Annotated in this window: 25 protein-coding genes and 1 other annotated feature; of the genes, 21 read left to right on the top strand and 4 right to left on the bottom strand. The window is 58.9% G+C overall.

Features of this window, described 5'->3' with window-relative positions; translation table 11 throughout:
* Window positions 1–24 precede the first annotated feature (24 nt).
* Together hemW and SELSP_RS08910 are read left to right on the top strand one after the other, a co-directional pair.
* Entirely contained in the window at window positions 25–1,182 is a 1,158-nt protein-coding gene (gene hemW, locus SELSP_RS08915; RefSeq protein ID WP_013740956.1) for a radical SAM family heme chaperone HemW, read from the top strand.
* A gap of 81 nt (window positions 1,183–1,263) precedes the next feature.
* Window positions 1,264–1,434 (top strand): YjfB family protein, encoded by a 171-nt coding sequence (locus SELSP_RS08910; protein WP_009647227.1) that lies wholly within the window; start codon window positions 1,264–1,266, stop codon window positions 1,432–1,434.
* 49 nt (window positions 1,435–1,483) lie between these two features.
* Here SELSP_RS08910 and SELSP_RS08905 read toward each other — a convergent pair whose 3' ends face one another.
* Together SELSP_RS08905 and SELSP_RS08900 are read right to left on the bottom strand one after the other, a co-directional pair.
* Window positions 1,484–1,864 carry a hypothetical protein gene (locus SELSP_RS08905; RefSeq protein ID WP_006191193.1) on the bottom strand — a complete coding sequence of 127 codons (381 nt, stop codon included), beginning with the start codon at window positions 1,862–1,864 and terminating at the stop codon, window positions 1,484–1,486.
* A 2-nt stretch (window positions 1,865–1,866) separates the two neighbouring features.
* Window positions 1,867–2,112, bottom strand: a complete 246-nt coding sequence (locus tag SELSP_RS08900; protein ID WP_013740955.1) for a hypothetical protein — start codon at window positions 2,110–2,112, stop codon at window positions 1,867–1,869.
* Window positions 2,113–2,718: 606 nt separating this feature from the next.
* Here SELSP_RS08900 and hrcA point away from each other — a divergent pair.
* From hrcA to dnaJ, 4 genes are all read left to right on the top strand, one after another.
* Window positions 2,719–3,747: a heat-inducible transcriptional repressor HrcA gene (hrcA, locus tag SELSP_RS08895; RefSeq protein ID WP_006191196.1), complete on the top strand. Its 1,029-nt coding sequence runs from the start codon at window positions 2,719–2,721 to the stop codon at window positions 3,745–3,747.
* Between the two features lie 30 nt (window positions 3,748–3,777).
* The gene (grpE, locus tag SELSP_RS08890) at window positions 3,778–4,410 is read left to right on the top strand and encodes a nucleotide exchange factor GrpE (RefSeq protein WP_013740954.1); all 633 of its coding nucleotides are present in this window, start codon (window positions 3,778–3,780) and stop codon (window positions 4,408–4,410) included.
* 69 nt (window positions 4,411–4,479) lie between these two features.
* Window positions 4,480–6,342 (top strand): molecular chaperone DnaK, encoded by a 1,863-nt coding sequence (dnaK, locus tag SELSP_RS08885; RefSeq protein WP_006191198.1) that lies wholly within the window; start codon window positions 4,480–4,482, stop codon window positions 6,340–6,342.
* Between the two features lie 97 nt (window positions 6,343–6,439).
* On the top strand, window positions 6,440–7,606 hold the full coding sequence (gene dnaJ, locus SELSP_RS08880; RefSeq protein ID WP_037367510.1) for a molecular chaperone DnaJ: 1,167 nt from the start codon (window positions 6,440–6,442) through the stop codon (window positions 7,604–7,606).
* Window positions 7,607–7,742: 136 nt separating this feature from the next.
* Here dnaJ and SELSP_RS08875 read toward each other — a convergent pair whose 3' ends face one another.
* Both SELSP_RS08875 and SELSP_RS08870 read right to left on the bottom strand, forming a co-directional pair.
* Window positions 7,743–8,384 (bottom strand): DNA-3-methyladenine glycosylase family protein, encoded by a 642-nt coding sequence (locus tag SELSP_RS08875; RefSeq protein WP_006191201.1) that lies wholly within the window; start codon window positions 8,382–8,384, stop codon window positions 7,743–7,745.
* A gap of 11 nt (window positions 8,385–8,395) precedes the next feature.
* A complete protein-coding gene (locus SELSP_RS08870) occupies window positions 8,396–8,824 on the bottom strand; it encodes an EamA family transporter (RefSeq protein ID WP_006191202.1) in 429 nt (142 codons plus the stop codon).
* A gap of 402 nt (window positions 8,825–9,226) precedes the next feature.
* Window positions 9,227–9,541, top strand: a binding site (T-box leader).
* A gap of 48 nt (window positions 9,542–9,589) precedes the next feature.
* Here SELSP_RS08870 and SELSP_RS08865 point away from each other — a divergent pair.
* The 15 genes from SELSP_RS08865 (at window position 9,590) to SELSP_RS08795 (ending at window position 24,808) form a co-directional block, all read left to right on the top strand.
* Window positions 9,590–10,210, top strand: a complete 621-nt coding sequence (locus tag SELSP_RS08865; protein WP_006191204.1) for a phosphoribosylanthranilate isomerase — start codon at window positions 9,590–9,592, stop codon at window positions 10,208–10,210.
* Window positions 10,207–11,007, top strand: coding sequence for an indole-3-glycerol phosphate synthase TrpC (trpC, locus tag SELSP_RS08860; protein WP_006191205.1), 801 nt, complete (start codon window positions 10,207–10,209; stop codon window positions 11,005–11,007). The genes SELSP_RS08865 and trpC overlap by 4 nt, the downstream gene beginning before the upstream one ends.
* Before the next feature lie 62 nt (window positions 11,008–11,069).
* Window positions 11,070–12,362 (top strand): tryptophan synthase subunit beta, encoded by a 1,293-nt coding sequence (gene trpB, locus SELSP_RS08855; RefSeq protein ID WP_006191207.1) that lies wholly within the window; start codon window positions 11,070–11,072, stop codon window positions 12,360–12,362.
* Complete coding sequence (gene trpA, locus SELSP_RS08850) at window positions 12,359–13,156, top strand: tryptophan synthase subunit alpha (RefSeq protein WP_006191209.1); 798 nt, start codon at window positions 12,359–12,361, stop codon at window positions 13,154–13,156. The genes trpB and trpA overlap by 4 nt, the downstream gene beginning before the upstream one ends.
* A gap of 16 nt (window positions 13,157–13,172) precedes the next feature.
* The gene (trpE, locus tag SELSP_RS08845) at window positions 13,173–14,669 is read left to right on the top strand and encodes an anthranilate synthase component I (RefSeq protein ID WP_037367513.1); all 1,497 of its coding nucleotides are present in this window, start codon (window positions 13,173–13,175) and stop codon (window positions 14,667–14,669) included.
* Window positions 14,653–15,222, top strand: coding sequence for an anthranilate synthase component II (locus SELSP_RS08840; protein ID WP_006191211.1), 570 nt, complete (start codon window positions 14,653–14,655; stop codon window positions 15,220–15,222). Before trpE ends, SELSP_RS08840 begins: the two co-directional genes overlap by 17 nt.
* A gap of 166 nt (window positions 15,223–15,388) precedes the next feature.
* On the top strand, window positions 15,389–16,252 hold the full coding sequence (locus SELSP_RS08835; RefSeq protein WP_006191214.1) for an Rpn family recombination-promoting nuclease/putative transposase: 864 nt from the start codon (window positions 15,389–15,391) through the stop codon (window positions 16,250–16,252).
* Between the two features lie 358 nt (window positions 16,253–16,610).
* Window positions 16,611–16,976 carry a hypothetical protein gene (locus SELSP_RS08830; RefSeq protein WP_013740950.1) on the top strand — a complete coding sequence of 122 codons (366 nt, stop codon included), beginning with the start codon at window positions 16,611–16,613 and terminating at the stop codon, window positions 16,974–16,976.
* A 25-nt stretch (window positions 16,977–17,001) separates the two neighbouring features.
* Entirely contained in the window at window positions 17,002–17,364 is a 363-nt protein-coding gene (gene folB / locus SELSP_RS08825) for a dihydroneopterin aldolase (RefSeq protein ID WP_006191220.1), read from the top strand.
* A gap of 62 nt (window positions 17,365–17,426) precedes the next feature.
* Complete coding sequence (gene dprA / locus SELSP_RS08820; RefSeq protein ID WP_013740949.1) at window positions 17,427–18,521, top strand: DNA-processing protein DprA; 1,095 nt, start codon at window positions 17,427–17,429, stop codon at window positions 18,519–18,521.
* A 27-nt stretch (window positions 18,522–18,548) separates the two neighbouring features.
* A complete protein-coding gene (gene topA, locus SELSP_RS08815; protein WP_006191226.1) occupies window positions 18,549–21,059 on the top strand; it encodes a type I DNA topoisomerase in 2,511 nt (836 codons plus the stop codon).
* Entirely contained in the window at window positions 21,056–22,369 is a 1,314-nt protein-coding gene (gene trmFO, locus SELSP_RS08810) for a methylenetetrahydrofolate--tRNA-(uracil(54)-C(5))-methyltransferase (FADH(2)-oxidizing) TrmFO (RefSeq protein ID WP_006191228.1), read from the top strand. The genes topA and trmFO overlap by 4 nt, the downstream gene beginning before the upstream one ends.
* An 11-nt stretch (window positions 22,370–22,380) precedes the next feature.
* Complete coding sequence (gene hslV / locus SELSP_RS08805; RefSeq protein ID WP_006191230.1) at window positions 22,381–22,923, top strand: ATP-dependent protease subunit HslV; 543 nt, start codon at window positions 22,381–22,383, stop codon at window positions 22,921–22,923.
* A gap of 19 nt (window positions 22,924–22,942) precedes the next feature.
* Window positions 22,943–24,343 carry an ATP-dependent protease ATPase subunit HslU gene (gene hslU, locus SELSP_RS08800; protein WP_006191234.1) on the top strand — a complete coding sequence of 467 codons (1,401 nt, stop codon included), beginning with the start codon at window positions 22,943–22,945 and terminating at the stop codon, window positions 24,341–24,343.
* 27 nt (window positions 24,344–24,370) lie between these two features.
* Complete coding sequence (locus SELSP_RS08795) at window positions 24,371–24,808, top strand: hypothetical protein (RefSeq protein WP_006191238.1); 438 nt, start codon at window positions 24,371–24,373, stop codon at window positions 24,806–24,808.
* The last annotated feature ends 19 nt before the right edge of the window (window positions 24,809–24,827 follow it).

Here is a 24,827-nt window from a genome sequence, read left to right as displayed (position 1 = left end):
GTTGAAAGGAAAAGAGGCGGCAGAATGGGCGATTTCGGCGTGTATGTCCATATTCCCTTCTGCCGCCGCAAGTGCTTTTATTGCGACTTCCCTTCTTATGCAGGAGAAGAGCGATGGATGAGCCGCTACCGAGAAGCCCTGTGTCGCGAGATTGCGGCGCAGGGCTGTCGCTGTCTGCAGGAAGGAGCAGTGCGCACCGTCTACATCGGCGGCGGCACGCCGACGGCGCTTGCGGCAGACGACCTTCTCGCTGTCATCTGCTCCGTGCGCGAGAGTTTTCATCTGACGGGCGCGGAGGAGTTCACGGTCGAGGCGAATCCCGGCACGGTCGACGCAAAGCTTCTCGAGCGATTGCGCGAAGCAGGCGTCAATCGTCTGAGCTTCGGTGTGCAGTCGTTTTCTGATGCGCTGCTCGCTGCTATCGGGCGCATTCATACGGCACGGGAGGCGGAGGATGCCGTGCGCATGGCGCAGAAGGCAGGCTTTCGCGTGAGCCTTGACCTCATGTACGGTCTGCCCGGGCAGACGCTTTCTGATCTCAAGGACAGTGTGGCGCGAGCCGCTGCGCTCGGCATTGGTCACATTTCCGTCTACGGGCTTGCCGTCGAGGACGGCACGCCGTTCGCCCGCATGGAAGAGGCGGGGCGGCTTCATCTGCCGACGGATGACAAGTGCGGCGATATGTACGACTATATCACGGCAGAACTGCCACGCTTGGGTTATCGCCGCTACGAAATCTCGAACTATGCGAGGGCGGGCGAAGAGAGCCGCCACAACCTCGCCTATTGGCAGGACGTGTCCTACATCGGTCTCGGCGCAGCGGCGCATTCGTATTGGCACGGACAGCGCACGGAGAACGAGCAGGATCTTTGCCGCTACATCGCGTGCATCGAAGGCGAAGGAGGCCTGTCGCTTGCAAGGGAAGAAGAGCCTTGCTCGCGAGAAAGTCATATCGAAGAATTCGCCTTCCTCGCGCTTCGCACGGCGGACGGCATTGACAAGAAGCGCTTTCGCGGCACTTTCGCCTCGGATGTGCACGAGGTCTATGGCGAAGTGATCGCGCGCTTGCAGGCGGCGGGGCTTGTTGAAGAAACGGCGGTGAGCATACGTCTGACAGAGCAGGGCATGAAGTTTGGCAACCGCGTCTTTGAAGCATTCTTGTTGGAGAGAGATGAAGCGTAGCCGCCGCAAGTGGCTTTGCCGGCAAACGTTAAGCTTTCCGCTTATATGTACGATAAATGGGGGAAGAAAGGAGCGATTTCGATGGATATGAGCATAGCGGCGATGTCGGTCGATATGAGCCAGGCACGCTTCTCGCAGCAGTTCGGCATCTCCGTCATGAAAATGGCGATGGATACGACGGAAGAAGCTGTGGGCGAGATGTTGGAAAGCCTCGACCCTGCGGTCGGCAACAATATTGATATCGCGGTATGAAAACGAAGGCTGTCGCACATTTTGTGCGACAGCCCCTTTTTTGCTGGATTTATTTGAGCGGTTTCAGATTGGATAGCGCAACCTTATCGTAGGCGCCGTTCTTCTTGTCTTCTGGATGCGGTTCCAAGCCGATGATGGTGATATCCTTTTGCTCTGGACCATATACCCAATACATGCGCATGGCACGGCTGCTTCGATTCTCCAAGTAAGATTGCCAAACCTTTCGTCCGTATCGCCTGCTCAGGTCAGGGATTTCGTGCGTGTTAAGACTGGGATAAAACGGATTGCAGGAAAGGATATTTAAGGCTTTGCTCCATTTTTTGTAGAGATTGGCATCCGTTTTGGAAATGTTGCCGTCAATCTTGGCTTGGTACAGACGATTCCAAAGAGCAAGCATTTCAGGGACGCCCATGCGAATGGAAAATGCCATGCTCAGACTCCCGATATATCAATCGGTGCAGAAACATTTCCTGCATCGAGATTGCGAATGGACTCATCCATCATTTGCAAGGTTCTCTTCGATATATTGTCCGGCAATACCAATTCGCGCGGCTCAAGCAGGATGACGCCGTTGTCATATTCTCGGACTTCATAATATTCATATTTTGCACCGCGCAGTGTCAAGCGTTTTTTTGCATCTAAATGGGCATGATATCGACCTTGTACTGCAGTTGACATGGACATGACCTCCGTTTCACTTTGTGGGATTTCCCACCTTGGTACAATCATTATAGATCGAATCGCAAACTTCTGCAAGAGAAAGAAGCGCAAATTACACGCACAAACGTCCACTTTGTGGACATTGTGCGCCGCCCTTAATGAAAGTTACCCAATCAGTCAGCGCCCTTTGGGCTTGACTTCTTGGACTTTCATAGTAAACTTCCAGGACATATGTTCAGCCGTCGCGCAAAACGGCATGATTGTTTTTGCGTCCGTTTCCTGCAATGGCACCATCAGCGAGGCACGCTGTACATATGTCCTCACGCCTTACAGAAACCTAGCCAATCGGTCTGCGCCCTTTGGGCTTGACCTCTAGGGGTTTCATGGTAAAACTTTTTTGCGAAAGACAAAAAAGATGTTGACTTTTTGACTTTTATCGTGTATATTCTAGTCATGGGTTAGCACTCAAGGCGATTGAGTGCTAACAGCGCGAGCTGCACGCACAAACGTCCAATTTGTGGACAAAAGTGCGTCGCCCTTAATGAAAGTCACCCAATCAGTCTGCGCCCTTCGGGCTTGACTTCTTGGACTTTCATAGTAGACCTTATCAGAGGGGGTGTGACAATGCTTGATGAAAGGAAGCGGCGCATCCTGCAGGCGGTAGTCGATGACTACATCTCGTCGGCGGAGCCTGTCGGCTCGCGCACTGTGGCGCGGCGTCATGATTTCGGCGTCAGTTCGGCGACGATACGCAACGAGATGGCGGATCTTGAGGATATGGGATACTTGGAGCATTTGCACACGTCCTCTGGGCGCATCCCTTCGTCGAAAGGGTATCGCCTCTATGTGGACGATCTGCTCTCGCCCGCGCCGATTGACGAGCGCGAGAGGGCGTTGATCGACCACTGGTATCGAAAGCGCGTCAAGCGCGTCGAGAGCGTCTTTCAGGAGACGGCGAAGATCATTTCGCGACTGACGAAGAATCTCGCGCTCGTCCTTGCGCCGCAGCTGGATGAAGCGGCTTTTCGCACGTTGCAGTTCGTGCCGCTGGGCGAAGGGCGCGTCATCGCCGTCTTGATGACGGACGCGGGCTTCGTGGAGAACCGCGTCGTCAAGATGCCGAAGGGCGCGAGCTTCGAGGATTTCCAACGCATGGCTGAGGTCATCAACCGATGTCTGTCGGGCGAGAAGCTTTCCTCCATCGGCACGGCCGCTTTGAAGCGCATACGCGCCGAGGTCATGGACGAGTCGCTTTATCAGGCGGCAATGGAACTGATCTACGAAGCTCTCGACGAGGAGCGCAAGGAGCAGCGGCTCTATCTCGGCGGCACGACAGAAATGCTTGCGCAGCCGGAGTTTCGCGATGTGACGCGCGTGCGTGCGCTCCTCTCACTGCTCGAAGAAGAGAAATTCGTCAAAGACGTTCTGCAGAAGAAATCGCAGGAGGGGCTCGTCGTCACGATCGGCCGTGAAAATGAGTACAGCGGCATCGAGGATTGCAGCATCATTCGCGCGACGTACCACTTGGATGGCGAGTGCTTGGGCACGATCGCCGTCTTAGGGCCGACGCGCATGGAGTACGGCAAGGCGATGGCGCTCTTGGGATATCTGAACCGCCATATCGCTGCGCTCGTGCAGCCTTTCCGCTGGTAGCGGCATAGCATGAAATACGAGGTGAAGGGAATGCCATCATTCATGAAGGATGAGTTGAAGAAGAAGGACGAGGAAAAGCTCGAGGAGATGAAGCGCGAGATCGACGAGGTGGAGGCCGCAGACGCTGCGGAAGATGCAGCGGATGATGTCCGCGCGGAGACCTCCGAAGGAAGCCGTGAAGGTACCGAGGAGGCAGAAAATGGCGCGGACGATCCTGTGAAGCGTGCGGAAAAGCTTGAAGCCGATCTGGCAGAAAAGGACGCACAGATGCTGCGACTGCGCGCGGACTTCGACAACTTCCGTCGTCGTTCGGCGAAGGAGCGCGAAGAGCTTACCGCCGTCGTCACGCAAGGCATTCTCACGGATATGCTGCCGCTCCTCGACAACTTCGAGCGTGCACTTTCCGCCGAAGGTTCTGACCTCGACAGCTTCCGCGCAGGCGTTTCCATGATCTACAAGCAGATGCAGGAAGCGCTCGCGAAGAACGGCTTGGAAGTCATTGATACGAAGGACAAGAAGTTCGACCCGAACTTCCATCAGGCGGTCATGCGCGTGCAGGATCCCGAGAAGGAGGACGATACGATCGAGCAGGAACTGCAGAAGGGCTACATGGCAAAGGGGCGCGTCATACGCCCGAGCATGGTGCAGGTCGTTTCAAATTAAGTCAATGAGTCAATAAGTCAAATAGAGGAAACTCTTTTTATAGATATAAACATGTAGGAGGAATTCATCATGGCAAAAGCAATCGGCATCGATTTAGGTACCACGAACTCTGTCGTCTCCGTCATGGAGGGCGGCAAACCCGTCGTCATTACGAACCCGGAGGGCAGCCGGCTGACGCCGTCTGTCGTTGGCTTCACGAAGACGGGCGAGCGTCTCGTTGGTCAGCTCGCCAAGCGTCAGGCGGTATCGAACCCTGACCGCACGATCGCGTCGATCAAGCGTCACATGGGCGAAAAAGACTACAAGGTTTCGATTGACGGCAAGGACTACACGCCGCCTGAGATTTCGGCGATGGTTCTGCAGAAGCTCAAGGCGGACGCGGAGGCCTATCTTGGCGAGACGGTGACGCAGGCGGTCATCACGGTGCCGGCGTACTTCAACGACAGCCAGCGCCAGGCGACGAAGGACGCGGGCAAGATCGCGGGCCTCGACGTCCTGCGCATCGTCAACGAGCCGACGGCGGCGTCGCTGGCGTACGGCGTCGACAAGGGCGGCGAGCATACGGTTCTCGTCTTTGACTTGGGCGGCGGTACGTTCGATGTCTCGATCCTCGAACTCAGCGAGGGTATGGTCGAGGTCAAGGCGACGAGCGGCGACACGCACTTGGGCGGCGACGACTTCGACCACGCCGTCATGAACTGGATGGTCGAGGAGTTCAAGAAGGAGAACGGCATCGACCTCTCCGCTGACAAGATGAGCGCACAGCGCCTTCTGGAAGCGGCAGAAAAGGCGAAGATCGAGCTTTCGAGCATGATGGAGACGCCGATCAATCTGCCGTTCATCACGGCGGACGCCACGGGGCCGAAGCATCTTGACTTGAAGCTCACGCGTGCCAAGTTTGATGAGCTTACGCACGATCTCGTCGAGCGCACGATGGGTCCGACGCGTCAGGCGATGTCGGATGCGGGTCTTTCGGCATCGGACATCGACAAGGTTCTTCTCGTCGGCGGTTCGTCGCGCATCCCTGCCGTGCAGGAAGCCATCAAGGGCTACTTCGGCAAGGAGCCGGATCGCAGCGTGAACCCGGACGAGTGCGTTTCCATCGGTGCGGCGATTCAGGCCGGCATCATTGTCGGCGAGGTCAAAGACATGCTGCTCCTCGACGTCACGCCGCTTTCTCTGGGTATTGAGACCTTGGGCGGCGTTTCGACGAAGCTCATCGAGCGCAACACGACGATTCCTGTCCGCAAGAGCCAGGTCTTCTCGACGGCAGCGGACAATCAGCCGTCGGTTGACATCCATGTCCTGCAGGGCGAGCGTGAGATGGCAGCGGGCAACAAGACGCTCGGCCGCTTCGAGCTTTCCGATATCCCGCCGGCACCGCGCGGCGTTCCCCGCATCGAGGTTGCCTTCGACATCGACGCGAACGGCATCGTGCATGTCTCCGCGAAGGATCTCGGCACGGGCAAGGAGCAGAAGATCACGATTCAGTCCGACAGCGGCATGAGCAAGGATGACATCGACCGCATGGTCAAGGAAGCTCAGGCGCATGAGGCCGAGGACAAGAAGCAGAAGGAGACCGTGGAGGTCAGAAACCGTGCCGATTCGGCTGTCTATCAGGCGGAGAAGGCGATCAAGGATCTCGGCGACAAGGTCGACAAGGCGAAGGCGGACGAAGTGCAGGCGGCGGCCGACAAGGTCAAGGAAGCTCTGAAGGGCACGGACACGGACGCCATCAAGAAGGCGACGGAAGAGCTGGAAAAGCCGCTCTATGAGATGAGCGCGGCGGCGTACCAGCAGGCGGGCGGCCCCGAGGCTGCAGCAGGCGCGGGCGCAGCTCCCGGTGCAGGTGCAACGGATGCAGGTGCGAAGAGCGAGGACGACAACGTCGTCGATGCCGAGTACACGGAAGTCAAGGACGACAAGAAATAAGCGCAAGAAGTGACGGAGAGTGTGGAGCGTGGAGTTCATGCTCCGCACTCTTTTGACGATAAAGGACAGGCGCACTGGGCGCTGTGAGGTGTTTATTGTGAGCGAGAAACGCGATTACTATGAGGTGCTCGGCCTCTCCAAAGGCGCTTCGGATGCGGACATCAAGAAGGCGTTCAAGAAGATGGCGCGCAAGTACCATCCCGATTTGAACCGCGACAATCCGAAGGAAGCTGCCGAGAAGTTCAAGGAGGTCAACGAGGCTTATCAAGTCCTCTCCGATCCGCAGAAGAAATCGACGTACGATCAGTTTGGCCACGCGGCGTTTGACGGTGCGGGTGGCGGTGCAGGAGGCGCAGGGGGCTTCGGCGGTTTCGGCGGCGGCTTCGGCGGCTTTGGCGGCGGCATGGGCGGCTTCGGCATGGACGACATCATGGACGCCTTCTTCGGCGGCGGTCGTCGTCGTGGGCCGAAAGGCCCTGAGCCGGGCAACGACCTGCGCTATGACTTGGAGATCACCTTTGAAGAAGCGGCATTCGGCAAGGAGGTCGAACTGACGGTTCCGCGCACGGAGAATTGTGATGCGTGTCACGGCACGGGCGCAGCCGAGGGCACGAAGCCCGAGACGTGTCCCGACTGCCACGGCACGGGGCAAGTGCAGAAGGCGCAGCGCACGCCGCTCGGCAACTTCATGACCTCACGTCCGTGCAGCCGCTGCGGCGGCACGGGGCAGGTCGTCAAGAATCCGTGCAAGAAGTGCGGCGGTACAGGACACACGCGCGTCAGCCGCAAGATCGAGGTCAAGATCCCTGCGGGCATCGACGAGGGGCAGCGCGTGCGCATCTCGGGCGGCGGCGAAGCGGGGCAGCGCGGCGGTCCGAACGGCGATCTCTACGTCTATATCTATGTGAAGCATCACAAGCTGTTCAAGAGGAGCGGCGCGGACGTCATCAGCGAGGTGCCGATCTCCTTTGTGCAGGCGGCGCTCGGCGACACGATCGAGGTGCCGACCATCGACGGCAAGGCGGAGCTGAAGATTCCCGCGGGCATCCAATCGGGCACGGTTCTCCGCATGCGCGGCAAGGGCATCCCGCATCTAAGAGGTACGGGGCGCGGCGATCAGCATGTGCGCGTCAAGGTCTTGACGCCGCAGAAGCTTACGAGCAAGCAGAAGGACGCACTGAAGGCATTCGGCGACCTCTGCGGCGAAAGCGTCAATCCCGAGCAGAAGACGTTCAAGGATACGCTGAAGAGTTTCTTCAAGTGAATATTCGGCGCGAAGTGATTTGCGCGAAAAGGCATAGGAAAGGGGAGCTGCTCCGGCAGCTCCCCTTTGTGCTTGCAATATTGGCTTCTTGTTCAAACGTTATATGCACGTTGCCTTTGCTTTTGCGATGCGTCCGCTATTTCTTTCGCGCGGCCGGATCGCTCAATCCCTCGATTGCGCCGCCTGCGATCGCCCATAGGTAGAGGCTGGCGGTACTTGCGTAGGGAGAGTAGCGCTTCTTGTAGCGCTCGAATCTCCTGCGGGCGATTTCCTTGTGCCGGTAGAGCATCCGCAGGCCGCGCTGTATGCCGAGGTCGCCGAAGCTTAAGACGTCGGGACGCCGTAGCGTGAAGATCAGCAGCATTTCCGCCGTCCAGTCGCCGATGCCTTTGAGTGAGGAGAGGGTGCAGATGACCTCGTCATCGCTCATCGCATATAAGGCGGCGATATTGAAATCGCGGCTCGCGACCTTCTCGGCAAAGTCCATGATGTAGTCGACCTTGCGAAAACTCGTGCCGACGGCCTGCAGTTCCTCGCGTCCGAGGGAAAGCAGATGCGTCGCATCCACCGTGCCGACCTTCTCGCAGAGCCTTGCCCAGATGGCTTCCTGTGCCTTCGTCGAGATCTGTTGCCCGATGATGTGATGCACGACGGCGGAAAACACGTCGTCATGTACGGGACGCTCCAGCACACCGAGGCTCTCGATAACGGCGGCGAGTTTCTTGTCCTTGGACTTCAAATAGGCGATTTCCTTTTCGCCGCAGGGAACATACATCATGTGCGTCCTTTCTACAGTACGGCGATGATCAAACTGCCGAGAGCGATGAGAAAGATGCCGATGCCGTGCGTGAGGCTGACTTCTTCCTCAAAAATGAGGATGGCAAGGAGGACGGCGAAGACGACGCTGAGCTTGTCTATGGGAGCGACGCACGAAACGTCGCCAGTCTTCAGTGCCATGAAGTAGAAGAGCCACGATGTCGCTCCAGCAATGCCGCTCAGGGCGACGCATGTCAAGGCTCTGCGGTCGGCGAACACTTCGGGAAGATGCGAGGCATGTCCTTGCACGACCATGACCGCGACGAGGAAGATCGCCATGATGACGCCGCGCACGGCGGTGGCAGCGCTGCTGTCCAGCCCTTCAAGGCCCATCTTGCCGAAGATGGAGACGAAGGCAGCGGAGAGTGCGGAGAGAAGAGCATAGAGAAGCCAAGAGGACATGAGTGAAATCTTTCTTTCCTTGTGGACGATACGAAAATACTGTACAATAGCGGCAGAGAAGCACTAAAGGCTAAGCGGCTGCTTCTTCCACTTCCATTCTGAAAAGAAGGGAGGTGGCGCGTATGACTTCTTTCGAGTTGATCGTAATTCTGATCTTCGCGACAGGGTACATCCTCGTGTTAAAAGAAATAACCGCCCCTCGGACAAAGGAAAGCGGTTAATTCTTTAACCAATATTCTTGGAAGGGGTAGCCGTTTACGGTGGTTCTCTTCTTGTCTGTATCATAGCAGATTCACGACACGCTTGCAAGTATTTTGACGGTCAGAGTAATAAGCACTTGACAGAGTGTGTAGCGTTATTTTATAATGGCAATATCAATTTTCAAATCGCCAAGTGTATATATGTAAATCGTAGAGCAGGAAATAGTAGCCTTGTAAACTTTCCTTCAGCGAGCCGATGACCCTTCGGGGAGGTGTGATGATCGGCGGGAAGCGCATGGTGAATGGTCCTGTGAGAGTCCACCGAAAGGCTGTGCCGAGTAGGCTGGAACGGCTGCCACCGTTAGAGGGCTAGGGTATCGGTTTTTCCTGTACCCGAAACGAGAGGTCAATTTCAGGGTGGCTGCGAATCCATTTCGTCCCTAGGCGGCGAAGTGGCTTTTTTGTTTTCTGAAATTGACTTGAAAAGGGTGGCACCGCGAAATATTTCGCCCCTTGCAGGTTTGTGATTCCTGCAAGGGGCGATTTTTTTGAAGGAGTGAGTGGTATGAAGGTCAAGATTTGCGGCTTGCGCACGGAAGAGGCGGTGTTGGCAGCGGAGGATGCGGGAGCGGACTTTTTGGGTTTTATCTTTTACGAGAAGAGCCATCGCCATGTTTTGCCGGAAGAGGTGCGTGGCCTGACGAAGCATGTGCAGCGCGCCAAGACGGTCGGGGTGTTCGTCGATGCACCGCTCGACGAGGTCAATGCCGCCGCAGATTTCTGCAGTCTTGACTTCGTGCAGCTCCACGGGCATGAGAGTGCCGCCTATGCGCGTGCGGTCTGCCGCCCCGTCATCAAGGCGTTTCGCTGGGGCGACGACTTTTCGGCGGAGGAAGCGAACGATTATCCGGCGGAGATCATTCTGCTCGACAGCTTTTCCAAAGACGCTGTCGGTGGCACGGGGCAGCGCTTCCGCTGGCGCGAGGCTGCGGAGGAAACGGCGCGTCTCGAAAAGCCCCTGTTGGTCGCAGGCGGCATTGCGAGCGGCAATGTGCGCGAGGCGGAAGAGGTCTTCCGCCCCTACGGCGTCGATGTTTCGGGCAGTCTTGAGATCGAGAAGCGGAAATCCGTCGAGAGGATACGAGAATTTATGGCAGTCGTGCAGAAACGGAGGATTCCGGAATGAAAGATATTTTAGCGGAAATCGTGGAAAAGAAGCGTGCCTTGGTGGCGGAGGCGAAGCGGCGGCTGCCCATTGCCGAGCTCAAGGCGAGGGCGAGGGAGCGCTGCGGCGGCTTTTATATGACGAAGCGCTTTCAGGCGCGCGACTGGAATCTCATTGCCGAGTGCAAGCTGCAGTCGCCTGCCAAAGGAAGGCTGTGCCGCACGCATACGGTGGATGAACTCGCGCGCATCTACGCGGAGAACGGCGCTTCGATGCTGTCGGTTCACACCGATCCGCATTTCCTCGGCTCGAACGAGGACTTGGTGCGCGTGCGTTCTCTCGTCGATCTGCCGCTCCTGCGCAAGGATTTCATCATCGACGAGTACCAGATCTTCGAAGCGCGTATGCTCGGCGCGGACGCCGTGCTGCTGATTGCGCGGATCCTCTCACCCGCACAGCTTCGGGAGTATGTGTTCCGCGCTTGGGAGATCGGCCTCGATGTGCTCGTCGAGGTGCACGATGAGGCGGATATGAAGGACGCCCTGGCGACGCCGGCCGAGTTTATCGGCATCAACAACCGCAATTTGCAGACGTTCACGACCTCGATCAAGAACACCTTGGAGCTTCTGCCGAAGGTGGAGGAAAGCCGTACATTTATCAGCGAGAGCGGCATTTTCAGCGTCGCGGATGCGCGTCGGCTGCAGGAGGCGGGTTGCGGCGGCATCCTCGTGGGCGAGGGGCTCGTGCGCGCCGATGATGTCGCGGAGATGACGCGTCATCTGGCAGAGCCGCGTGCACTGGCGCAGGAGAGCGCCTGAGCGGGGAAGAAGCGCAAAGGAAATTATTGCTATTGATTATAGAAGAAAGTTGAGGGATTTACATGAAAAAGAAGGGGAGATTCGGGGCATACGGCGGACAGTATGTGCCGGAAATCGTCATGCCGGCGCTGCAGGAATTGGAAGCCGCCTATGCGAGATGCAGGGAGGACGAGGAGTTTCAAGCGGAGTTTCGGCGCTATCTGCAAGAGTACGCAGGCCGTCCGACGCGATTGTACTTTGCCGAGAAGCTTACCGAGCATTACGGCAAGGCGCGCATCTTCCTCAAGCGCGAGGATCTTCTGCATACGGGCGCACACAAGATCAACAATGCGCTCGGGCAGGCATTGCTCGCAAAACGCATGGGCAAGAAGCGCATCGTCGCCGAGACGGGCGCAGGGCAGCACGGCGTCGCCTCGGCGACGGTCGCGGCGCTCTTCGGCATGGAGTGCCATGTGTTCATGGGGGAGGAAGACGTCAAGCGCCAGAGCCTCAACGTCTTCCGCATGGAGCTTTTGGGCGCGAAGGTCATTCCCGTCGCGAGCGGCACGGGCACGCTCAAGGATGCGACGAGCGAGGCGATCCGCTACTGGGCGACGAATATCACGGACACCTACTACATCATCGGCTCGGCGGTCGGGCCGCACCCGTACCCGAGCATGGTGCGTGACTTCCAGAAGATGATCGGCGAGGAGATCCGCGCACAGGTCCAGGCGGCGTGCGGACAGCTGCCCGATGCGCTCGTCGCCTGCGTCGGCGGCGGCAGCAACGCCATCGGCACGTTCTATGATTTCAAGGACGAGGCTTCCGTCAAGAAGTACGGCGTCGAGGCCGGCGGGCGCGGCGAGGCTCCCGTCGACAACGCGCGCACCTTGAGCGGCGCCGGCGAGCCGGGCGTCCTGCACGGCGCTTACAGCTACCTGCTGCAGGACGCGGACGGACAGGTCGTCGAGGCGTATTCCATTTCCGCAGGGCTCGATTATCCGGGCGTCGGCCCCGAGCATTCTTACTTCAAGGATCAAGGCATCGTGGAGTACGTTTCGGTCACGGACGAGGAAGCGCTCGCGGCGTTTCGGCGGCTCTGCCGCCTGGAAGGCATCGTGCCCGCCATGGAAAGCTCCCATGCGCTCGCGTATCTTGAGAAACTGATGCCCGGGACGAAGGAGAATGAGGTCGTCGTTGTTTGCCTCTCGGGGCGCGGCGACAAAGATGTGCAGATGGTGGCGAACTACACGCACAAACGTCCACTTTGTGGACATTGTGCGCCGCCCTTGCCTGAAACCAGCCAGTCAGTCAGTGCCTCCGGCGTGACATCCTGTGGTTTCATGGCAAAAGCATTGGGGAGGGAAAGCGAATGAGCACGCGTTTGGAACATGTATTGAACGGTCTGAAAGAAAAGGGTAGGAAAGGGCTCATCATCTATCTGACGGCGGGCATGCCCGATGCGGAAGGCACGATCGATGCGGTGCGCCGTGCAGAAGAGGCGGGCGCTGACATCATAGAGCTCGGGCTGCCGTTTTCCGACCCGATGGCGGACGGTCCCGTCATCCAGGCGGCTTCCGTCGCCGCTTTGAAGGGCGGCATGACGCTCGCGAAAGTGCGTGAAATCGTGCAGGCGATTCGCCGTTTCTCCGAGATGCCGCTCGTGGGCATGGGCTATGTCAACAACATGCTGCACTACGGCTTCCCCCGTTTCGTCGAGGATTTCAAGGCGGCGGGCATGGACGGCGTCATCATCCCCGATGTGCCGCACGAGGAGTCGGGTGAAATGCGCGAAATTTGCGCGGCGCACGACTTTCCCTTGATGGAGTTCATCACGCCGGGCACGACGCCCGAGCGCATGAAGGAGACGTGCGCGAGTGCTGCAGGCTTCATCTACTGCGTGTCCAACAACGGCGTCACGGGCGTCAAGAAAGTCGACTACAGCCAGATCGGCAAGATCGTCAAGGGTGCGCGCGCCTATACGAAGACGCCGCTGGCGGTCGGCTTCGGCATCGGCTCGCCCGAGGCGGCTGTCGAAGCGGCGGCACAAGCCGACGCCGTCATCGTGGGCAGCGCCGTCGTCAAGCTCCTGCTCGCGGACAGGCGGGACGAGGCGGCGGAGTTGATCGCGGCGATGCGCAAAGCTCTCGATGCGGCATATCATGGCTGAGGGGGTGCAGAAAATGATGATTTTGCAGCCATCGTTGGCGCGTTTTAAGGAGTTGGCAAAGACGGCGAATCTCATCGCCGTCACGGCGGAGATCTCCATGGATCTCGATACGCCCGTCTCCGTCTTTTGCAGGCTCGTCGGTGAGGCGGAGGGATTCATCCTCGAATCCGTCGATACGACGCATCAGCAGTTCGGGCGCTATTCGTTCATCGGCGCCGAGCCGTTCATTCGCCTGCAGGTTTTCAAGAGCCGCCTGATGATCCGTGAAAATGATTTGATGAAATGCCTTGACGGCACGCCGCAGGAAACGCTCAAAAAATATATGGAAGGCTTCCGCCCTGCGGTGGAGGATGAGGAGCTGCCGCTTGCGAACGGCGGCATGGTCGGCTATCTGAACTACGAAATCGCCGCGACCTTCGACCACGTGCGCACAATGACGCTCGGCGAAGATGAGCTTCTCGGCCAGTTCATGGTCTGCCGTCACCTGGTGGTCTTCGACGCCTTGAAAAATACGGCGCGGCTCATCCATCTCGCGCGCGTCACGGAGGAAACGGCGGACGCTGTGTACGAAGAGGCGGCGCGGAAGATGGAAACGATCGCAGAACGGCTGCGCGCGCCCGTCACGCCTGCCGCCAAAACGGCTGCAAGGCGAGGGGCGCCGCTCGACTTCCTCGCGAAGTATGAAAGCGATTCCGGTGATTTTATTGCCGCCGTCGAAAAGGCGAAGGAGCATATCTTCGCCGGCGACATCTTCCAAGTCGTGCCGTCGCGCCAGTTCCGCGAGAAGATCACGAAGCCGAGCTTCCACTTCTATCGCCGCCTGCGACAGGTCAATCCGTCGCCTTACATGTTCTATCTGAACTTCGGCAGCGTCAAGCTCGTCGGCGCTTCGCCCGAGATGCTCGTGAAGGTGGCGGGAGACAAGATCTTCACTTATCCGATTGCGGGCACGCGCCGGCGCGGCAGAAACGACGAGGAAGACGCGGCGCTCGCCGCCGAGCTCAAGGCGGACGCGAAGGAGTGCGCTGAGCATGCGATGCTCGTCGACCTCGCGCGCAACGACATCGGGCGCATCAGCGAGGCGGGCAGCGTGCGCGTGACGAAGTTCAAGGAGATCGAGAAGTTCAGCCATGTGTTCCACATGGTCTCCGAGGTCGTCGGGCGGCTCAAGAAGGAATGCCGCCCGCTGGACGTCTTGGCGGCGGCATTTCCCGCAGGCACGGTCAGCGGTGCGCCAAAGCTGCGCGCCATGGAGATCATCCGCGAGCTTGAGCCTGTAAAGCGCGACACGTATGCGGGCACGGTCGGCTATATGGACTTCTACGGCAATATGGACATGTGCATCACCTTGCGCACGATGCGCATCGAAAACGACGAAACTGCCGTGATCCAAGCGGGTGCGGGCATCGTCGCGGATTCCGTGCCCGAAAACGAATATCGGGAAATTCTGCAGAAGGCGCGGGCGCTGTTTGAAGTTGTCGAGGAGGTGGAAAACGATGTTGTTGCTTTTTGACAACTACGATTCATTCACATACAATATCTATCAACTTCTCGCTTCCCTCGGCGCAGAGGTCGAGGTCGTGCGCAACGATGCCGTGACGCCCGAGGACGTGCTGGCGGCGCACTACGAGGCTGTGATCCTCTCGCCGGGGCCGGGGCTGCCGAAGGATGCGGGCAATCTTGAAGCGCTGATCGAAGCGGCGAAGGGTAAGGTGCCGCTCCTCGGCATCTGCCTCGGGCATCAGGCAATCGGCGAAGTCTTCGGCGGCCGCATCGTGCGCGCCAAGGAGATCGTGCACGGCAAGCCTTCGCCGATTTGCCACGACGGGCAGGGCCTTTACGCAGGACTGCCCGAGAGAGCGGCAGTAGGCCGCTACCACTCGCTCATCATCGAGCGCGAATCCCTGCCCGACTGCCTCACCGTCACCGCCGAACTGGAAGACGGCACGATCATGGGCGTGCGCCATAAGGAGTACGCCATCGAGGGCATCCAGTTCCATCCCGAATCCATCCTGACGCCCGACGGCGAGAAGATCATGCGAAACTTTCTGCAAGGATTGGCCTGAGGCGGAGGGGGGAGAAGAAACAGCGATTTGCCGTATCCATGCAAACTTTCAGGATATATGTTCTTACGCCTTACAGAAACCTAGCCAATCGATTGGATTCTGCGGCTTGACCTCGTTGGTGTTCATGATACAATAGAGGAAAGCAGTCAGAGCGGGAGGTGAAGGAATGGAAAGATATGCCATCAAGCCGTGGGAGGAACTGACGATTCGCGATGACTATATGTTCAAGCTTATCATGCGCCGCAAGCGCATTTGCAAAAAATTACTAGAGCGCACGCTTCGTATGAAGATTAGAGAAATTCGCTATCTTGAGACCGAAAAATCCATGAAGTCGCAGTACGGTAGAAAGGGAATCCGCTTGGATGTTTATGTGCGTGATGAAAAAGAGACGGTATATAATATCGAGATGCAGGTGCGGCGATTGGAAGGAGACGCACTCTTTAAACGGACGCGTTATTACCAGTCGATGATGGATGCGGATCTTCTTGCAGCGGGAGCCGATTACGATGATTTGAACAAGACGATCATCATCTTCATCTGTCCGTTTGATCCTTTTGATGAAGGTCGCTATATCTATACGTTTGAGAATCTTTGCTTGGAAAACAAAGATTTAAGGCTGAAGGATGGCGCGACAAAAATTTTCCTCAACACGAAAGGCGTGATCGGCGATGTGGATGCCGAGATCATAGCATTCCTGCAATATGTCGATGGGGTGGTTTCGGACAATAGCTTGGTCCAGGAGATTGAGCAGGAGATACAAAAAGTCAAGAGTGAAGAACAGGAGAGGGTGAGTTATATGACTTTCGCTATGAAAATGATGGAAGAACGCAAAGAAGGATTTCGTGAGGGAAAACTTGAAGGAAAACTTGAAGGAAAGCTTGAAGGAAAACTTGAAGGGAAGGCGGAAACGCAGCAGATGATGCTGGAGGTTTTCCCTCTTCTGCGCGCGAACGTGCCGCTGCCGGAAATCTCCAAGCGGACGGGATGCACGATGGAATATTTGCTGCAGCTGCAGGCGGTGATGCAGTAAGACGTATGTGTGCAGGAACGAGAGGCAAGGTGCGGTGAAGAAAAGCAGCCAGCGGCGATCGAAGTGAGCGGAGTGCGCGTGCACAATTTGAAAAATATTTGAATGTATCGTATTGGAATACTAACGGAAACGGCAGGAGGGGGCTGTGCGCACTTCAGTGTGCACAGCCCCCTCCTGTACGCTTACCGCGTGAAAAGCTCGTCCCAGAATGTATAGGCGAGCATGAGGAAGATGAGGAAGAGTAGGAAGATGTCGCTCATGGAGTTCACCCCGTTTGTCGCTAGTTTGCAAATTTTTCGTACCGTTTCCGTTCTCTTTATGATACAATGAGAGGAAATGAAGCGCAAGGGGGGATTTCGTGGAGCGGAAAGGTTTTGCGCTTGAGCGCATGGAGCCTTGGGGCAGGGAGACGGCGGCGGCGGCGATGCGCGAGATCGGCTGCACGGAGGCGGGCGTCGCGATCATGCGTGACAAGGCTGTCTTCTGCGTGATCCGCGTGCATGACCTGCCGACGAAGGCGGCGAATGTCGTCAAGCAGACGTTCCTGTCGAAGGGGGCGGACGCCGCCGTATCGCGCCATGCCGTCGACCTCAGCGAGGAGCGCACGGATGTCCTGCTCTTCGCGACGCTCGCGCAGTACCGTGCGGCTGCCGCCGTGCTTCTGCGTCAGCCGTGGGGGCTTGACGTCTTGGCGCGCGACATCCTAGCGCTTTTGGAGATGTAAAACGTGGGAGAAGGAGTGAATTTTCATGGCAAAGATCAGAATGATGAACATGATGTTTTATGGCTTTCAGGGCGTTTATGAATACGAGAAGGAGCAGGGCGCGAAGCTCAACGTCGATGTCGAGATGGTGACGCGCGACGATAAGGCCTGCGACACGGATCGGATCGAAGACGGTGCGATTGATGCAGCGGCGGTCTATCCTCTGATCGAGGACACCGTGGAGGAGACGAAGGTCAACCTCTTGATGACGCTCGCGGCGAAGACGGGCGACCGCATCTTGAAGAAGTTCCCGCAGGTCGTCGAGGTCACGACGCGCGTACGCAAGCATGCCGTGCTCATCCACGGGCCGTTGGACTACGTTGAGGTCGAGGTCACGCGCAGGGCGTAAGGACGCCTTCGCGGGATTTTCGTGACGCATGAAGGCGCAAAGAGGTGGAGAGGGGTGACTTCATGGAGCGATTCTTCCTCGCGGCTCTTTGCCGTGCTCCGAGCGTGGGGAGCCGTGTGGCGGCCTCCCTCGTGCGCGTTTTTGGGTCGGCGCAGGATGCGTGGCACGCACGCGCCGAGGCGCTTCGTGCAGCGCATCTTTCGCCTGAGCGTGCGGCGGCGCTGCACGATTTCTGCCGCAGGAACGAAGCTCTGCCCGAGAAGATTGCGGCTGCGTGCGAAAAGGGCGGTATCTCGCTCTTCGTCCCGTCAGATGAGGTGTATCCCGCTCGGTTGAAGGAGATCTACAATCCGCCGCAGACGCTCTTTTGCCGCGGCTCGCTCGATTGCCTGAAGCATCCCGCCGTCGCCATGGTCGGCGCACGCCACGCGAGCGCCTATGGCAAGGGGGCGGCGGAGGACATCGCGCTCGGTCTTGCCGAGCGCGGTTTTGTCGTCGTGAGCGGCGCGGCACGCGGCATCGACACGGCCTCGCACAAGGGCGCTTTGCAGGCGGGCGCGACGGTCGCCGTGCTCGGCTGCGGCGTCGATGTCGCCTATCCGCGCGAGAATGCGCGACTTCTGGCGGAGATTGCCGAGAAGGGCGCGGTCATTTCCGAGTATGCGCCGGGCACGGCGCCGCTCGCGGCCTTTTTCCCCGCGCGTAACCGCATCATCAGCGGCGTTGCGCACGGCACAATCGTCGTCGAGGCGGCGGAGCGGAGCGGCTCTTTGATCACGGCGGAGTTTGCCCTGAGCGAGGGGCGCGACGTCTTTGCCGTGCCCGGCAGCATCTACTCGGCGACGAGCCGTGGCTGCCATCGCCTGATTCAGCAGGGGGCGCGGCTTGTCGTCTCAGCGGCGGACGTTGCCGCTGAGTACGAGGACGGCGCGTCGCGAACGAGCGCATCGCCCCCGCAGGAATTGACTGAGGAGGAAGCGGCGGTCTACGCGCTCCTTTCGCGTGAGGCGGCGCTTTCTCTCGACGAGCTGATCTGCCGCCTGCAGGGCAAGGCCGCGAACGTCGCATTCCTCTTGCTGGGACTGCGCGTCAAGGGGCTTGTCGAAGAGACGCCCATGCGCACATACATCCGCAGCGCCAAGGGGAAGAGTGTTTGAGTATCTAAGAGTTGAGGAGGGGCGATCTTGCCGACAGCGCAGAAAAAGACGCCGCAAGAGAAGAATAGGGAAGTCGTAGGGCAAGCGGAGAAAAAAGAAGGGAAGAGAGCCGCTGGAAAAGGCGCGGCGAAGACAGCCGCCGTGGAAAAGCCGGCGGCGAAGAAGTCTGCCGTAAAGAAGGCTTCGGCGAAGAAGACGGCGACCAAGAAATCCGCTGCGAGGGATTCCACCGCGACGACATCTGCCGCTGAGAAGAAGCCTGCCGCAAAAAAGTCAGCGCCGAAGAAGACTGTTGCGAAGAAGACCGTTGCGAAGAAGACCGTTGCGAAGAAGACCGCGGCGAAAAAGACTGCAGCGAAGAAGGAAGCTCCGCAGACCTTGGTCGTCGTCGAGTCGCCGGCGAAGGCGAAGACGATCGAGAAGTATCTCGGCAAGAAATACATGGTGCGAGCGTCCATGGGGCATCTGCGCGATCTTCCGAAGAGCCAGTTCGGCATCGACGTTGAGAACGACTTTGCGCCGAAGTACATCAACATTCGTGGTAAGGGCGATCTCATCAAGGCGCTGAAGAAGGATGCGAAGCACGCCGCCAAGGTCTATCTGGCAAGCGATCCTGACCGCGAAGGCGAGGCGATCGCTTGGCATCTCGCGCACATTCTGGGCATCGATCCGAACGAGAATTGCCGCATCGTCTTCAACGAGATCACGAAGCCCGCCATACAGGCGGCGGTCAAGGAGCCGTACCCGATCAACCTCGACCGCGTGGACGCGCAGCAGGCGCGTCGCATGCTCGACCGCATCGTCGGCTACAAGCTCAGCCCGCTCCTCTGGCGCAAGATCAAGAAGGGGCTTTCCGCCGGCCGCGTGCAGTCGGTGACGGTCAAGCTTATATGCGACCGCGAGAAGGAGATCCAGGCATTCGTGCCCGAGGAATACTGGACGGTCGGCATGAAGCTCAAGAAGGGGCGCGGCGCACAGTTTGCCGCTGAACTCGCGACCGTCGACGGCAAGAAGCTCGCGCTGCACTCGAAAGAAGAAACGTCAGCTCTCGTCAAGGATATGGCGAAGCAGAGCTTTTCGGTCAAGGAGGTCAAGAAGCGCGAGCGCAGGCGCAATCCTGTCGCGCCCTTTACGACGAGCAGCATGCAGCAGGACGCATCGAGAAAGCTCGGCTTCACGTCGCGCCGCACGATGATGATCGCCCAGCAGCTCTATGAGGGCGTCGAACTTGGCCGGCGCGGCCCCGTCGGTCTCATCACCTACATGCGCACGGATTCGACGCGTCTTTCCGACCTCGCGCTCGATGAGGTGCGCGGCTACGTCGGCACGTCGTTCGGCGCGGATTACCTGCCTGAAAAGCCCAATATCTATGCGGCGGGCAAGAAGGCGCAGGACGCGCACGAGGCGATTCGGCCGACGAGTGTCGAGAACACGCCCGAGCTTATGGAAAAATATTTGTCGCGTGAGCAGCTTCGTCTCTACACCCTGATCTGGCAGCGCTTCGTCGCGAGCCAGATGACGCCCGCCGTCTTCGATACGGTGAGCGTCAGCGTGGCGGCAGGCGAGCGCTACATCGCGCGCGCTTCCGGCTCGACGCTGAAGTTCCCGGGCTTCCTCGCCGTCTATGCCGACAACAAGAAGGAAAAGGACGTGCTCCTGCCCGAACTTGCGGCAGGGGAAGCGCTTTCCCTCTTGGATCTCCTGCCCGAGCAGCACTTCACGGAACCGCCGCCGCGATACAATGAGGCGTCGCTCGTCAAGACACTTGAGGAAGAGGACATCGGCCGTCCGAGCACCTATGCGCCGATCATTGAGACGATTTTGGCGCGCGGCTACGTCGTGCGCCAGGACAAGCATTTCCAGCCGACCGACCTCGGCTTCCTCGTCAACGACATGCTCGAAGAACATTTCAAGGACATCGTCGACGTGCAGTTCACGGCGGGACTGGAAAACGAGCTTGACGAAATCGCCGAGGGAAAGGTGGACAAGAACGACCTTCTGCGCGGCTTTTACGAGCCGTTTGAAAAGACACTCGAAGAGGCGGACGAGGCGATTGGCGAGGTAGAGATCCCCGAGGAGGTTTCCGACGTCATCTGCGAGAAGTGCGGCAGGAACATGGTCGTCAAGCAGGGACGCTACGGCAAGTTCCTCGCGTGCCCGGGCTTTCCCGACTGCCGCAACACGAAGCCGCTTTTGAAAGATACGGGCGTGCCGTGCCCCAAGTGCGGCGGCAGGATCGTCGAGCGCCGCTCAAGGCGCGGGCAGGCGTTCTACGGCTGCGAAAATTATCCCGCGTGCGACTATGTGACATGGGACCAGCCATTGACGGAAAAGTGCCCGGAATGCGGCGCTTTCATGCTGCGCCATCGCTACAAGAACGGAAGAATCCTGCCCTACTGCAGCAACGAGGAATGCAAGACGCGCATCGATCACCCGATCAACAAGGAGATTGAGAAGAGTCGCGCACGCTTGGAAGCGAAGAAGGCGAAGGAAGCTGCAGCGGCGGAAAAGGCGGCGGAAGCGGAGGCAACAACGTGAAGAAGGTCATTGTCGTGGGCGCGGGACTTGCGGGCAGCGAAGCTGCATGGCAGGCGGCCGAGAGCGGCGCTCAGGTCACGCTCTATGAGATGCGCCCTGCCGACTCAAGTCCCGCGCACAAGACGGCGGATTTCGCCGAGCTCGTTTGCAGCAATTCTCTGCGCGGCGCGGGTCTTGAGAACGCCGTCGGCGTCCTCAAGGAGGAGATGCGCCGTCTCGGCTCTCTCGTCATGGCAGCGGCGGACGCGACTCGCGTGCCGGCGGGCGGTGCGCTCGCCGTCGATCGTGAGGGATTCTCGCGCTTTATCACTGAGAAGCTCACGGCGCACCCACGCGTCGAGGTCGTGCGGATGCGCGTCGAGACGATTCCGCGAGAAGAGGACGCCGTGACCATCGTGGCATCCGGCCCTCTGACGGACGGTGCGCTCGCCGCCTGCCTGCGCGAGATGATGGGCGATGCGTCCTTTTACTTTTACGATGCGGCGGCGCCCATCGTGACGCTCGAATCCATTGACATGACGAAGGCCTACCGCGCTTCGCGCTACGGCAAGGGCGAGCCTGCCTACATCAACTGCCCGATGACAGAAGAGGAGTACCGCGCCTTCTGGCAGGCGCTGACGACGGCGGAAACAGCGGAGCTGCACAGCTTTGAAAAGCCCGTGTTCTTCGAGGGCTGCATGCCCGTCGAGGTCATGGCTTCGCGCGGGGAAAGCACGCTGCTCTTCGGCCCTTTGAAGCCCGTCGGCCTCGAAGACCCGAAGACGGGCGTGCGCCCGCATGCCGTCGTGCAGCTTCGCCAGGATAATGCCACGGGCACGCTCTACAACATCGTGGGCTTTCAGACGCATTTGAAATGGGGCGAGCAGCGGCGCGTCTTCTGCATGATCCCGGGATTGGAAAATGCCGAGTTCATGCGCTATGGCGTCATGCACCGCAACACATACATCGATTCGCCGCGCCTTCTCGCGCCAACGTATCAGCTCAAGAAGGAGGCGGAGCTTCTCTTCGCCGGACAGATGACGGGCGTCGAGGGCTACGTCGAGTCAGCGGCCTCGGGGCTTGTCGCAGGAATCAATGCCGCGCGGCTCGCAAAGGGGCAGAGGCCGTTCGTGTTTCCGCGCGAGACGTGCCACGGCGCACTCGCTGCCTACATCACGGAGGCGGATTCGCGTCACTTCCAGCCGATGAACGTCAACTTCGGGCTGCTGCCGCCCTTGGAGGGGCGCATCCGCGACAAGAAGCGCAAGAAGGAAATGCTCGCCGAGCGTGCGCTTTGCGCGCTTGAAGATTTTCGCGGCGAGATGGAGTAGGAGGACAAGCTATGGAACAGACATTTCACGCGACGACCATCGTTGCCGTGCGCCAGAAGGGAAAGACGGCGATTGCGGGCGACGGGCAGGTCACGTTCGGACAGAGCGCCATCATGAAATCGACGGCGCGCAAGGTGCGCCGCCTTTACCACGGCAAGGTCGTCGCGGGCTTCGCCGGCTCGGTCGCCGACGCCTTCACGCTCTTCGAGAAGTTCGAGGCGAAACTGGAGGAATTCAACGGCAATCTGATGCGCGCTTCCGTCGAGCTTGCCAAGGAGTGGCGCACGGATCGCGTGCTCCGAAAGCTCGAAGCGCTGCTTCTCGTCGCCGATGCCGAGACGCTTTTGATGATCTCGGGCGGCGGCGAGGTCATTGAGCCGGACGGCGACGTCGCGGCGATCGGCTCGGGCGGCTTCTACGCGCTCGCGGCAGCGCGCGCCCTCGTCAAGCACACGGAGATGGAAGCGGCGGAAATCGCCAAGGAAGCCTTGACGCTCGCCGCCGATATATGCGTCTTTACGAATCACAACATCAAGGTAGAGGAGCTGGATTGACTTGCAGGAAAAGGTCGAAATGGAAGAGAGCATGCTGAACGAGCAGACGCCGCGCCAGATCGTCGAGGAACTTGACCGCTACATCGTCGGGCAGAAGGAAGCGAAGCGAGCCGTCGCCATCGCGCTCAGAAACCGCTGGCGCAGTCGACAGCTTGACGTCGCCATGCAGGACGATGTCATACCGAAAAACATCCTGATGATCGGCTCGACGGGCGTCGGCAAGACCGAGATCGCGCGTCGTCTGGCGAGACTCGTCAAGGCGCCGTTCATCAAGGTCGAGGCGACGAAGTTCACGGAAGTCGGCTATGTGGGGCGCGATGTCGAGTCCATCGTGCGCGACCTCGCCGAGACGGCGGTGCGCATGGTGCGCCAGGAGCGCATGGAAAAGGTGCAGGAAAGGGCAGCCGAGCTTGCCGAGGAGCGCATCCTCGACGTATTCGTGCCGCAGCCGAAGAAGTCGCAGAACCCCTTGGGCAAGCTCTTCGGCGGATCTGACGATGAGGAAAAGGAATCGTCGGAGGAAAATAAGGAGCCGAAGTATGCGGCGGGACGCGAGTGGGTCAGAAAGCGCCTGCTGAAAGGCGAGCTGGAAAAAGAAGTCATCGAGATCGAGATCGAGGACTCGGGCAAGCCGATGGTTGGCATGTTCGCAGGCTCAAGCCTTGAGAGCATGGGCGACAATCTGCAGGACATGATGGCGAACCTCATGCCGAAGAAGCAGAAGAAGCGCAAGGTCTCCGTGGCGGCGGCACGAAAGCTCTTTCAACAGGAAGAGGCCGCGAAGCTCGTCGATATGGAGGAGGTCAAGGACGCCGCCATTCGCGCAGCGGAGAAGAGCGGCATCGTTTTCCTCGACGAGATCGACAAGGTCGCCGTCAAGGGGCAGGGCTCAGGCCCCGACGTTTCGCGTGAAGGCGTGCAGCGCGACATCCTGCCGATTGTCGAAGGCTCGACTGTCATGACGAAGTACGGCCCTGTAAAGACCGACCACATCCTCTTCATCGCGGCGGGCGCCTTCCACACGGCGAAGCCGTCCGATCTCATTCCGGAGCTGCAGGGACGCTTCCCGATTCGCGTCGAGCTGAAGTCGCTGCAGAAAGAAGACTTCCAGCGCATCCTGACCGAGCCGCAGAACGCTCTTTTGAAGCAGTACAAGGCGCTTCTTGCGACCGAGGGGATCGCGCTCGACTTTGCGGACGACGCCATCGAGCGCCTCGCGCAGATCGCCTGCGACGTCAACGCCCAGACCGAGAACATCGGCGCGCGCCGCCTGCATACGATCTTGGAAAAGCTCTTGGAGGATCTCTCCTTCGACGCTCCCGAGATGGAAGAAAAGGAAGTCCGCGTCGATGCCGCCTACGTCGACAAGAAGCTCAAGGACATCGCCGTCAACCGCGATTTGAGTCAGTTTATTTTGTAAGGTTCTTCGGGAAAAGGTGGGATTTGTATGAATCTGAATCTCAGCAGGAAAGTTTTTGCCGCCGTTTTTACATTTTGCCTTGCGGCATTCATCTCCGTGCCGGCAGCTTATGCGGGCGTGCCCGAAGGTGATGTAGCTCCAGGCATCTACAGCTACGACGGCGATCCCAACTTCATCGTATGGGACTGCGGCTCTCATGTGAAATCGGTGGCGGATGTAAGTTCAGCCTATATCATGAGCGAGGGCGAGGACTACGAAGACTTCGCGTTCCTCTCGTTTTCTGTTTGGTGGAACAGCAGCGACGGTGCGATGACGGTAGAGCCGCAGCATACCGTCGTGTTCCGCTATAAGAAGGATACGGACGAATACTATATGCCGTCGTCGAAGTTTGGCTCTGCCGTAAACAAAAGGGACGCAGGCAAGCTCGAATATCTTCGTGCAGCCGCGCATGCGAACAGTGATTGATACGAGAACGCGCCCTGAG

The organism is Selenomonas sputigena ATCC 35185 (assembly GCF_000208405.1).
Classification (GTDB): domain Bacteria; phylum Bacillota; class Negativicutes; order Selenomonadales; family Selenomonadaceae; genus Selenomonas; species Selenomonas sputigena.
Note: the sequence above shows the minus strand (reverse complement) of the source record. Positions and strands in the feature narration are given on the sequence as shown.